Raw genomic sequence first — 9,981 nt, forward strand, 5'->3', positions numbered from 1 at the left:
GACACTCTCAAGGCGAACCTGACCGTTTTTCTAATCATGCAACAAAGCCGATTAATGGCATGAAAGGGGGCGATCGCCCCCTTCTGCATCAATGGGACTCGGGGGCATCAATCTATCTATGGCAATGTAGGCAACGGTAGACATGGTAGTTATGAGGTTGGAATAGGGATGGGGGTAGGGGCGGGTTTTGCTGATCAATCTATTGCAACGCATCAATCGGTCTGCTGTACTCGCCCGTACAGGTTTCAGATTGATTACATCCACGATCGCCCTAGGGTGTTAACTCAGCGAGTGCACCTGCAACCTGTTGTGCCACAAAGGGCAAAATAGACTCATTTTTGCTATTAGCTTTCCCCTCAGTGAAGACCACCAAAACACAGGGTTGGCGATCGGGTATTTCCATATAGGCGGCATCGTGGCGGACTTGGCTCATGAGTCCTGCTTTCGACCATAGGCTTGTTTCGAGGGGGAGTCCTGCCCCCAAGAAACCCGTGACTTGATTTTCGGGATCGGCTGCCAGTTCAGCCGGGTCAAGACTCCGCTTCATTAAAGCCATCATGTGCTGCGATCGCCCTGCTGAAACCGCCACACCACCCACGATTGCATGGATCAGCCGCGCCACCGCATTAGTCGTTAACATGTTGCGATTGTCCATCAGTTCACCGAGAAAGATCCGCTCTCGTCCGTAGGCACCATCGCACCAGGTCTTTTGGTTAACGTTGATGGTTTGAAACTCGTCCCACTGCAACGACTGGAGGTAACGGTTGACGATGTTGCGTTGCGATTTCCAGGTTCCAAAGGGACCTACGGGCAGTTCGGGGCCGCTGGTGGTTCCCGTGAGAACGTCTACGACAAGGCTGGTGGCGTCGTTGCTAGAGTCTACGATCATGTCGCGAACGGCGCGATCGAGTTCCGCAGAAGGTGGAATCATCCCCTGCTCTAGCCATTCATGCACGGCTAGGAGATAGAACAGTTTCACCACACTGGCGGGATAGATCCGTTCGACGCCGCGATATTCGTACCCCCGCACCGAATGTTGCCAAAACTCTGCTGGACTCAGCGCTCCGCCAGTGTTGACGGGAACGGGATTGTCATACACGATCCAGGTCATGGCAATTTGGTTGCGTGCTAACTCTGGGAACGCTTGCCAGGTGGACTCTAGAATGCGATCGCCCAAGGTTTTTAACTGTTCGTCGTCCCGAAAGAATGGCATGATGAAATGACCTCGTGTCCAGAATTTTAACTTGTGTCTATGGTGTCAATTGCCGCGCTCAAACAGACGTTTGCCGCAAATCCTACAGTGGAGTACCAGTGCCTTGGTACGGTAAACCTATACAGTCAGTCTAGTTTAGATGGACTAGCGACCCAGGCGATCGCAGGGCGACAACTGCGGATCTTAACACTCCCGTTGACCGATGCGGGCGAATTGGCAGAGAAAGCGGTGCGAGTGTGTCTCTGTGAGGATGATTATCCGGGTTGGCTGGCGGTGGAAGATCTGGATCTGATTGAAGAGGCGGAGACTCCCTATCGGGCGATCGCCCTGAGTGCAGAACAGATTGGCGATCGCCTATCCAGCGTAATCTCTTTTGCCCACCAGGCCATGCACCAACCGAATCGGTATCTTTGGGGCGGAACCGCAGGGCCAAATTATGATTGTTCGGGATTAATGCAGGCGTCGTTTTTGTCGGCGGATATTTGGTTGCCGCGCGATGCCTATCAGCAGGCGGCGTTTACCCGTGAAACGTTACCCCAAACGTGGATGGATCGGGTTCCAGAGTCTCTCTCTGAGGCGTGGTTTGCATGGGTAAAGCCTGGGGATCTGATCTTTTTTGGCGATGCAGAACGAATTACCCATGTGGGTCTTTATTTAGGAGAGGGACAGTATATCCACAGTTCGGGCAAAGATAAGGGACGGAATGGGATTGGCATCGATACGCTCTATCCCAGTGATGATCCAGTGAGTCGGGGATATTATGAACTGCTGAAAGGGGCGGGGCGTGTGGTGAAGTGTTATCAGCCGACAGGGACACCGTGAGAGCGATCGTAGAGTTGGGAGTATGGACTCTGAAATAGAGGTCACGATGGCTGTCCGGTCGTCAGATACGGCAAGTTGCCCGCTTTCAGTAGGATGATTAGATGCTCGATTTGTTCGTATTCGTTGAGTTCTTGAGATTCTTCGGAGGTAAGAGATCCTTCACTGTTGCGAGTGAGTAAATAGCGCAATCGTTCTTGTATTTCTGGGGTGGGGCGAAATGCTGCAATTTGTTCCGGGGCTGGTTGACTGGTCAGGAAGTTGAGAATATGGCGATAGACTTTGGTGGAGAGGCGATCGGGTTGGAGGCATTGACGCAGAAGGTCGGGCAACTGATCGCGGATGGGATCGAGTCATTCCATCAAATCGTCTGGAATTTCGATAGTCAGTGTTGCCATAGATGTTTCCTTACTGCTCATGCATCTATAATTCTGTGGTCTTTGGGGCAGGATGTGCAAGAATTGCCAGGATGTGCGCCTCTACAACTACAACTGGATGCACCAGAGTTAAAATTTAGATAATTCTTTTCGCGCGAATAACGATGTCAAAGACTTTCGACCTTTTCATTGACCTAAATGAGGCTGGGCTGGATTTAGAGCCGGAAGAACTGGAGGCGTATTCTCAGCGTCTTGCGGCTGAACTGAGAGATGGGTTGGCAGAAGCTGCAACCCTAGCGCGATCCGTCGATATTCCAGAGGGCAGCAAAGCTGGAGAAGCCGGATTTGACCTGGGCATTCTCAAGGCAGAAGTGAACCTGGAAAATGCGATCGCCGTGTTTCAGTGGCTGAGAGAAAGGATCGCAGGGGCAACGCTCAAGATTGAGTATGGAGATGTGAAGCTGGAGTACCGAACAACGGAACAACTCGAACAGCAGTTGGAAGCGTTAAAGGAAATTTCCCACTTGACGGTTAGAGTAGTAAAAAGCGATACCAGCGAAGGGTAATGGCAAGAGTTGCGTTGCTGATTGGGACAAGTGAATATTCAGACGGATTGAAACCTTTACCTGCGGCTCCAAAGGATGTGGAGGCGATCGCAGCCGTATTGAATGATCCTGCAATGGGTGGATTCGACCAGGTTCAACCGTTGATCAACAAAACCCATACCGAAATTGCTGAGACGATAGAAACCTGGTTTCAAGAACGGCAAAAAGATGATCTGGCGCTACTCTATATCTCTGGACATGGGGTAAAGGATGCCCAATCGGATCTCTATTTTGCGGCCTGCAACACTCGCAAGCAAAAGGAAGAATTGGTGCGAGCAACAGCGATTTCTGCTAATTTTATTCGCGATCGCATCCGCGAGAGCAAAGCCAAACGACAGATTATTATTCTGGACTGCTGCTTCAGTGGGGCATTTGGCGATGTGCTGTCTAAAGATGACGATGCTATTAACCTTGAAGGGCTATTGAGTGCTGAAGGACGGGTGGTGCTTACGTCTTCCAGTTCAATCCAATATTCCTTTCAACAGCGAGACGGTTCTCTATCGATTTACACCCACTATTTAGTAGAGGGCATTCGCACGGGCGCGGCTGATCTGGATGGTGATGGCGCAATTTCAGTACAAGAACTGCATGATTACGCCAAGCGTAAAGTGCAGGAAGAATCCCCTGCAATGACACCCAAAATCATTGTGCTGAAAGATGAAGGATATCAGCTGCGGATTGCCAAAGCACCACTGGGTGATCCAATGGTGAAATATCGTAAGGAAGTGGAACTGATTGTTCAAGAGGACAGAGACGAGATTGACGAGATTTTGAGCCGTCCGTTGTTGGAAGAATGGCGACGCAAGCTGGGTTTATCAGAGGTAGATGCTGAGGCAATCGAGGCCGAAATTTTAGAACCGATCCGTCAGCGGCAGGCTAAACTTCAACGCTACGAAGATGTGTTCCGAAAGGCAGTTCAACACCGCTATCCGTTGGGAGAGCTAGAACGTAAGCGCTTGAACCAGCTTCAGCAAGTATTGGGATTGTTAGATGAGAATGTGCAATCGATTGAGGAAGAAATCACAAGTGCAGCTCCGCTGCCGCAAGTAGAGCCAGTGCAGGTTCAGTTCCCGAAAAACGACTCTATACTCCCCTTAGCCTCCCTCCAAATAGAAGACGACCTCAGTAGCGAGAAAGCCGTTGACTATACCAAGCTGCGTGATTTGCTAAAAGCCCAGAAGTGGAAAGAGGCAGACCAGGAAACTGCCGATCGCATGCTGGAGGTGATCGGGAAAGGAGCGTGGTGGAATGTTGAATCTAATGATCTGTTCCATTTCCCGTGTACGGATTTGAAGACGATCGATGGGCTGTGGGTGAAGTACAGCAAGGGGCTGTTTGGGTTTAGTGTGCAGAAGGAGATTTATCGTCAGATTCCGGGTGTTAAACTAGATGGCAGCTATCCGGGCGACAACGCCTGGGAGCATTTTTGTGATACGGTGGGCTGGCGAAAAAATGGTAAATGGCTTCGATATTCAGAACTCAAACCGTCCAAAAAAATGCGGAGGGGAAATTTTCCTGGAAATTTTCCTGTTTTGGTAAATTTTCCTGAAGAAAAAAGGTTAAAGGGGAAATTTTCCTGGAAATTTTCCTGTTTTGGTAAATTTTCCTGAAGACATCGTTAGTAGGGATTCACTTAGGAGTGTTTGGTTTGTGATGCGGAGGGGTTTGGTTTGTATCTCTTCTCTCGCACAGAGACTTGTGAACTGTAGCACGAGCCAGTCCTGAGGTTTCCTAAAGTTTTGTCACAGAGTTAGTTCTCCACGATTTTTCTCCTTTTCAGCGATCCGTTACCTGGCACCGAGAACCCCGGCTAGACCCCCGGCTTTTTCAAAAAGCCGGGGGTCTGCTCCCCGACCCACCTACGACCCGTCAAACTTCATTCGCGTAAATTCCGGGTCAAAACAATTCGCTAATACAAACGTTTTTGCCACATCCCGGATCTCTGCCGCCGGAATAGCCCAATCCTCCCAAAGCGACCTTTGCCCAGGACTCGGTTTCTTTTTAATCCGGCTCCGCGCCCGAATTTGCGCTAACAATTTACTACCCCAATGGTTGCGTCGTTCCGACTTCGGCTTCGGCTTATAGCGTTTGCAAAACTTGCGATAGGCTGCCGCGCAAATCTCCAACGTTGCCCCCAACGCCAAAAACGCTGGATGCCACTGGGTCAGGCCATCTTGGGTAAGTCGGTCATAAACGCCATAATTACTATAGTCGTAGAAAAATCCCTGCTGCATATTGGCCGCCTTGGGGTTCGCATGGATATACCGAATCGTGTTCAAGGCGCGGCGTTTGTCATGGAGGGGAAATCCGGTGCTGTGATAGCGTTTTTCCCAAAAGTGTCCGCTACGGTTCAGCATTCGGTTAAAACACATGGCGGTGTACCAGTTCAGCCAATGCATGATGCGGGGAACATCATCGGGTTGGGCAGGCTGCAACAGGTAATGGACATGGTTGCTCATGATGCATAGCGCAAAGAGCTTAAACCCGTATTTCTCCTGACATTTTTTAATGGCGTAGAGCAGCACGTCCCGACATTCTTCTCGGATCAGCCGAAACTCGCGGTTATTGCACCGAACCGTGATGTGATAGCAGTATCCAGGTTGAAATTGACGGGGTTGACGCGACATTCATGTTCCCTTATGCAGATCTGGTAACCCTTACCCTCCAACAAGCTGAAGAAGTGCCAGGTCTAGGAGTTCCTAATCATCCAGCAATAGTCGTCGGAACGCCAAACTGTTCGGTAAACCACCCTCCTCTAAAAACATCCCATCATCAAACTGCTGCTGCACTAACTCCATCCTCGGCAACGTGTCCGCCCGCAATCGCGCATATTCCAGATAGCTCGAAAACTCCCATTCCTCCGGCTGTTTTACCAAATTAGCCTTGACCGGATTCAGATGAATATACTGAATCAAATGCACCAGATACCCACTGTCTGTCACCCGTATTTTCTGGAATCGCCCTTGAAACAACGATCCCACTCGATTAAAGCGTTTATCGATGGCTTTGGTATACGCCAAGGAAAGAGACTTCATCGCCTGAGACAAGCCTGCATGTTCAAGATAAACCAGTACATGGTAATGATTGAGCATCAAACAATATGCCACTACGTCTATCTCATGGAGTATAGCAACCCAAGGGTTAGTTAGGACGGGGTGCAGGGGTTCCACCCCTGCGTGGGGGCAGCGCCCCCACACCCCCTTTCCCCTAACCATCTCTTTCACAGCTATAGGAAGGTTTGCCGGATTAATCGCAAAAAATAGATATAGTTGTCTCGTTCAAAAAAGATAGTTTGACGGTTGTTGCCTCGATTGTAGACATGGTAGAAATGCCCCACTTGAGGGGAAATTTGCGCTGGCGTCATTGTATCTGCCAGGATTCATATCCTCAGAATGCCCAAATTTACTCTGGGTAAACAGATCTGCGACTTCTTTTGTGGGATTGAAAGCGATTTGCTGAGTGTGAATAAGAAGTCGCAGATCGCCCCAAAAATCTTTATTGCAACCAAGCGATCGCCTGGTGATTCACCAAAACCTTATCCGTCAACAAATCCCGCACCGTGGCAATGAGCATCCGTTCAGCATTCACCTCAAACCTCACCGAAACCCGATCAACACCCATTTGTCCGGGTGGATTGAGATGAGCAACACAGACCTGATCCTGATGCGCTTCCAGCGATCGATAGCGCTCCTGACGATTCAACGTTGAACTTACCAACCGTCCATTTTCGTCGTACATCACCTCCGCTTGCGCGATTTCTGCTAGTTCACCAATATCTAACCGAATCTCCGTTTGTCCCTCTTGCGCCACTTGCAACACCAACGACTTCGATCGCTGGCAGGGATAGGCGGTGCCCTGGTCAAAGAGTTTGAAATAGGAATAGGTGTTGGCGTAGGGTTCCCAAAGACGGATGGCGTAACTATGGCGTAGATGGTCGTCAATGCCATCAAGGTCGCTAATCGACAGTGCCCCATGCGCTACAGCCTCAAAGGGTTTGTGCAGCTTCACCTTTTGCCGTCCAAAGTACGAGACCACCAACTGCTGCACCGCCGGAATCAGGCTACTACCCCCCACCATCAGCACTAGCTCAATATCCCCTTTGCTAACGCCCTTAGTCTGGGCGATCGCCAGCACATCATCGAGCGATCGCCGCACCTGTTCCAAAAGCTGTCTATTTTCTAATAAATCGCTGAACTGTTCACGAGAAAGAGATAAATCGTACGCCATAAAGCGCTCGTCATCAAACCAGCTTTCGGTCGCGGTTGATTCTGAAGAAAGCCGCACTTTCAGCCGTTCCGCCAGTTCAAGGAGGGTTTGCCATGCCAATTCACCAATCTCGGTACGGGAGGAACCCATGCGCTGAAGATAGTCCTCCACGATCCACATATCAATGTCTATGCCACCGACATAGGCATCGGATTTGGCAATCACGTCCGCCCGAATAGAGCCTTGTTGAGCGTTGGGTATTTGTGTCTGTACTAAACTGAGATCCAGCGTCCCGCCACCAAAATCGATGACGAGGACTCGCGATCGCGGACGCCGCACGGCATAGCCGAGGGCTGCTGCGGTGGATTCGTCTATGATTTGGATAGTAGACACCCCAAGGCGATCGCCCACTTGGCGAAACCAACTTAAGTAGCGTTCAAAGGCTCCCACTGGTGCGGTTACAATGAGGTGATCAGGGGATAGATTCAATGTTTGACACTCGATCTTCACCTGTGTCCAAAGAGTCTGTAAAAACCATTCCGCGATCGCCTCTGCGGTATATAGCTCACCATCGATCGACCGAGGTGGAGCTTGAAAATCTGCAGCTAAATCTCGCTTAAATTCCCGAAAAAAACGATTGGGTTGAGCATGGGCGAGGCGTTGCGATCGCACCTGTTGACCAATGATCAAGCGGTCTGGAGATTGTACAAAGGCAAGACTAGGAACGACACTAATCGATTTATCTTTCCGGGAGAAAGTACGAGAAAGAGAATCAAAGACAAGGGTGTATGGTTTTTGGGTCGTGGGATCGGTCAGGCAAACGACCGTATTACTCGTTCCAAAGTCAATGGCGATCGCCGTCATGATTGCGGGTTACTAATCTGCGGTAAGGTGCGGCTAACCTTGGCGGGACAAAGGATTTCATCTCCGTTGCGATAGCCGATAAAGCGAACATAGACAGTCTCTCCAGGTTGGATGTCCAGTTGATCGGGTTGATGCAGTTGAGGATCGAATACCACCGCTTGCCAGGGTTGCCCGATGGATTCATAGCCCCATTGATGAATCAGATGTTCAAGTGGCGTAAAGAGTGCAACTAAATTTCGAGCGGGTAGATGGGGATTCTGAATTGCCATGTGGGCAGCGCTCGGATAGTTGACCAGTAACGTTTGCAACTGCTCAAAGGTCTCTCGTTGAAACTGAGCTTTAGAGGATAAACGAGTGGATGGAATGTCTCTCTGCGAGGAACGAGGAGAATGAAATAGGGCTAAGAGGGCGATCGCCACCGCCACGGTTAAAATCCACGAAAAAATAGAAAACTCACTCATCTACCGAAGTTTGTTTGAGCGTTTGAGCGGCGTAAACAGAAGCGTCGCCATCGTCGTAATATTCCGGTAAAAGTTCCTGACTGGCGATCGCCCCTAGGGAACTCTCGATGCCTTGGGTTGTCTGCACACAGCTCGTTCCCGATCCGTCAATCACCGTTTCCGTGACGGTTCCATCGGGACGAATCCGATACTCAATGCGCTGATACTCGGCCATAGGTCTATCCTCTAATGCTGATTCGTTCTCCGTCTATGCTGATTGTTTCATGGCATCGAGCAAGGCCGACAGCGCTTTGTCCTCCGACGAGTTGACCTTACGATCGAGCAAGGCAATACTGACCGCTTTGGGAAGGGCGATCGCCGCTACGTCAGCATCCAAACCGTCCATTAACAACTCCAGGGATTGAGGAACCTTCAACGCCGACCGAATACCTGCGACCAGCCCTTCATCAAAGCCGAAGGCAATCAACTGCGGCTGAAGCTGTTCCCACTCATACCCCTGATGTTCATCCCCAATCTGAATCACGTAGGCTAGAAGTCGCTGCAACTTGCTTTGCTGTTGCCCATTCATGGCCGTATAGCTAGACTGGGCACACATCTCAAGGTCGGAGGTGGTCTTGAGGTTGCGGACAATTTGTTGCCAATCGTGGGTATCGCACCCTTCCGGCTTGCCCACGGTGAGGGACACATGAATGCGATCGCTATCGGCATCCAACTGCGTCACCTGGGCATGAACTCCTAGAAAACCGAGCCATTGGGCGATCGTGGTGACCAAGGTTGAGCGAGTCGCTTGGCTATTGGCCAAAAGTCGGATTTGGGTTCGCACCATGGGGCGCACGATCTGAGTCAGCATAGGGACAACGCACGGTTTGAAATGAGGGTTAGCTACAGTATTGCATTCCCAGCCTAAGACGACGATGTCCCAAGAGCAGTAGTCTGGCATACGGCTCTTAGGGCAGTCTAGAAAGCATTGGCAAGGGGAATTCGCTTGGGGCGGAACGATTAGTCTTCGCCCCCCATGATTTGGGGCACTTTGAAAAACTCGTCTTCCCGATCGGGTGCACAGTCTAAAATGCTTTCGCGATCGCCCCACGGCTTAAGCTGATCTGGACGGGTGACATTGCTCACGTCGATCGCCCGGGCGGTTGGGGGCACGTTTTCCGTATCCAACTCGCTCAATTGCTGGAAATAGTCCAAAATATCGCTAAGCTGTGAGGTAAACTGAGTTTCCTCTTCCGGCGTTAGCGCTAGCCGCGCGAGATGCGCTACTTTTCGAACTTGGTCGCGATCGATAGCCATAAATAAAACGGTTAAAGGTTTGCAAAATTTGAGCTTAGGAGTTGGATAGGATAGGGAAGAACTGAGCTATCCACCTCAAATCGTAGGTGTGACGTACTCCCGACACCGATGCAAACATACGGTGCGGGCTTCTCCCACCG

General features: G+C 50.5%; 11 protein-coding genes and 1 pseudogene. 3 read left to right on the forward strand and 9 right to left on the reverse strand.

Going from position 1 to position 9,981, the window contains the following annotated elements; all coding sequences use genetic code 11:
* Window positions 1–271: 271 nt before the first annotated feature.
* Window positions 272–1,213, reverse strand: coding sequence for a serine hydrolase (locus IGR76_13665; protein ID MBF2079525.1), 942 nt, complete (start codon window positions 1,211–1,213; stop codon window positions 272–274).
* Between the two features lie 39 nt (window positions 1,214–1,252).
* Between IGR76_13665 and IGR76_13670 the strand changes: the two genes are divergently transcribed.
* On the forward strand, window positions 1,253–2,035 hold the full coding sequence (locus IGR76_13670; GenBank protein ID MBF2079526.1) for a C40 family peptidase: 783 nt from the start codon (window positions 1,253–1,255) through the stop codon (window positions 2,033–2,035).
* 41 nt (window positions 2,036–2,076) lie between these two features.
* On the opposite strand, the pseudogene IGR76_13675 reads toward IGR76_13670, so the two are convergent.
* Window positions 2,077–2,430: pseudogene (locus IGR76_13675) on the reverse strand (hypothetical protein).
* 143 nt (window positions 2,431–2,573) lie between these two features.
* Here IGR76_13675 and IGR76_13680 point away from each other — a divergent pair.
* Both IGR76_13680 and IGR76_13685 read left to right on the forward strand, forming a co-directional pair.
* Entirely contained in the window at window positions 2,574–2,975 is a 402-nt protein-coding gene (locus IGR76_13680; protein MBF2079527.1) for a hypothetical protein, read from the forward strand.
* On the forward strand, window positions 2,975–4,624 hold the full coding sequence (locus IGR76_13685; GenBank protein ID MBF2079528.1) for a GUN4 domain-containing protein: 1,650 nt from the start codon (window positions 2,975–2,977) through the stop codon (window positions 4,622–4,624). The genes IGR76_13680 and IGR76_13685 overlap by 1 nt, the downstream gene beginning before the upstream one ends.
* A gap of 249 nt (window positions 4,625–4,873) precedes the next feature.
* On the opposite strand, the gene IGR76_13690 is transcribed toward IGR76_13685, so the two are convergent.
* The 7 genes from IGR76_13690 to gatC all read right to left on the reverse strand — a co-directional run bounded on the left by IGR76_13690 (window position 4,874) and on the right by gatC (window position 9,841).
* Complete coding sequence (locus tag IGR76_13690; protein MBF2079529.1) at window positions 4,874–5,641, reverse strand: transposase; 768 nt, start codon at window positions 5,639–5,641, stop codon at window positions 4,874–4,876.
* Window positions 5,642–5,713: 72 nt separating this feature from the next.
* Window positions 5,714–6,121, reverse strand: a complete 408-nt coding sequence (locus IGR76_13695; protein ID MBF2079530.1) for a transposase — start codon at window positions 6,119–6,121, stop codon at window positions 5,714–5,716.
* A 388-nt stretch (window positions 6,122–6,509) separates the two neighbouring features.
* Window positions 6,510–8,084: an Hsp70 family protein gene (locus IGR76_13700; GenBank protein ID MBF2079531.1), complete on the reverse strand. Its 1,575-nt coding sequence runs from the start codon at window positions 8,082–8,084 to the stop codon at window positions 6,510–6,512.
* Window positions 8,081–8,545: a molecular chaperone GrpE gene (locus IGR76_13705; protein ID MBF2079532.1), complete on the reverse strand. Its 465-nt coding sequence runs from the start codon at window positions 8,543–8,545 to the stop codon at window positions 8,081–8,083. Before IGR76_13705 ends, IGR76_13700 begins: the two co-directional genes overlap by 4 nt.
* Complete coding sequence (locus IGR76_13710) at window positions 8,538–8,759, reverse strand: DUF2997 domain-containing protein (protein MBF2079533.1); 222 nt, start codon at window positions 8,757–8,759, stop codon at window positions 8,538–8,540. The genes IGR76_13705 and IGR76_13710 overlap by 8 nt, the downstream gene beginning before the upstream one ends.
* A gap of 33 nt (window positions 8,760–8,792) precedes the next feature.
* Window positions 8,793–9,395 (reverse strand): hypothetical protein, encoded by a 603-nt coding sequence (locus tag IGR76_13715; GenBank protein MBF2079534.1) that lies wholly within the window; start codon window positions 9,393–9,395, stop codon window positions 8,793–8,795.
* A 149-nt stretch (window positions 9,396–9,544) separates the two neighbouring features.
* The gene (gatC, locus tag IGR76_13720; GenBank protein MBF2079535.1) at window positions 9,545–9,841 is read right to left on the reverse strand and encodes an Asp-tRNA(Asn)/Glu-tRNA(Gln) amidotransferase subunit GatC; all 297 of its coding nucleotides are present in this window, start codon (window positions 9,839–9,841) and stop codon (window positions 9,545–9,547) included.
* Window positions 9,842–9,981: the final 140 nt, after the last annotated feature.

It is taken from the genome of Synechococcales cyanobacterium T60_A2020_003 (assembly GCA_015272205.1).
Lineage (GTDB): Bacteria > Cyanobacteriota > Cyanobacteriia > RECH01 > RECH01 > JACYMB01.